Raw genomic sequence first — 1,448 nt, 5'->3', positions numbered from 1 at the left:
GGCCTTGTCTACAAAGTCCAGAAAATCATCGGCTACCGCGTCCTCAATTTCAATCGTGCCCCAAAATTGACTGCCTTCGGCCAGCACGGTGCGGCTGTAAAGAATTTGCTGGTGCACGGTGCCGGTGGCCCGGTTGACGCCGGTACGGGTGCGAAGCATCTCTTTGGCTTGGGGCTGGCCGTACTCGTTGGCGTCGTAGCCTCGCCGGTAGAAGCCTTCAATCCGGTCCACCATCTCGTGGCAACTGTCTTGAGGGCACGTTTTGTGATTTTCCAACGGCTTGATGTATTTTTGTCCACTTAGCTCAAACAACAGCCAGTGAAACAAGTGGTCTGATACGCCATGCTGTTTGTCGTTCTTACCGGCATCGAAATGAAAGCCGGGAAATCGCTTGCAACTGCGGGCCGTATTGGGCAAGGGATAAACGGGCAACGTCGCGTCGGTCAATGCTTGCCGGGCGGTTTGATTTTCTTTGTCCCATTTAGCTGAACCGGCCGGATACAGGTTGCCGAAGCGAGCGCCTTGCAGGAAAAATTGTTCAAACTGTGCGGTTTGGCCCGGACGCAGTAAGGTATGGACGTGAGCCAGCCCGCCTAACAGAGCGGAACCGGGAATGTAGGGCAGGGTAGCGGTATCGGTATCACTGCGCCCACTGCGAAAAGAGAGCGGCGTTTTGGCGGTGGCATTTACGATAAATTTCATGCTTGCATCTCCCGCGCTAATTTATAGTATTCCAGATTTTCAGGGGCGAGCTCCAACAAATAGCGCTGGTTTACTGAATTGCCATTGACCAGAACCGGGTCATTGATGGTGCAGGTTACTTGCCCTGCGCCGCTTGACTTATTACCACCAATTCGGTCAATACTTTTCAATCCGGCCACTAACAACAATAGTGAATAGTTGTATTCCGGCTCATCTTCCAGCGCCAAACCATCAATTATCCCGTATACCTGCCCCTTAAACCGGAGCGACTTTATGCCGTACTCGCTGGTATACAAGCGGCCTGATTTAGCTGTGCGGGTCCGCCGCGACAGGCTGACCTGGGTTCGTTCTTCTATCTGTTTGGCTTTGTATATGCCGTCATCGGGTTTTGAGCCGTCAAAGTATGCTGCTCTATCCTCTTCTAACATGGTGGCATCGTCAAAATAAAGCGTAGCGGGCAAAAAGCGGGAACCGAAAATACGGGTGATGATGTCGGGGTCCCGGATATTCGCTTCCCTGCGCTGACTTTCTTCGGTGTGTGGCTCATTTGCTTCCAGACCGTACAATTTGGCTAATTGTTCACAGCGGTGACGTACTACCCCTTTGATGGTAGAGCCGGGAACATACAGATATCCATCCTTGTTGCGAGCAATGGCCCGGTCAATCAAGCCGTTGGGTAAGCCGGTGCCCAGGTGGAAGGCCGACAAAAATTCCAATGTATACGTTATTTTTATCTGTATCCTGTT

At 51.9% G+C, this 1,448-nt stretch carries 2 protein-coding genes; both read right to left on the bottom strand.

Annotated features, from left to right (window positions below; translation table 11 throughout):
• Positions 1 to 702, bottom strand: a 702-nt coding sequence (locus D6694_03790; protein RMH46168.1) for a hypothetical protein, incomplete at its 3' end; no start/stop codon positions are given.
• On the bottom strand, positions 699 to 1,448 hold a 750-nt coding region (locus D6694_03785; GenBank protein ID RMH46167.1), incomplete at its 5' end, for a hypothetical protein. The genes D6694_03785 and D6694_03790, both read right to left, overlap by 4 nt.

It is taken from the genome of Gammaproteobacteria bacterium (genome assembly GCA_003696665.1).
Lineage (GTDB): Bacteria > Pseudomonadota > Gammaproteobacteria > Enterobacterales.
This window is presented reverse-complemented; position numbering and strand designations above follow the sequence as displayed.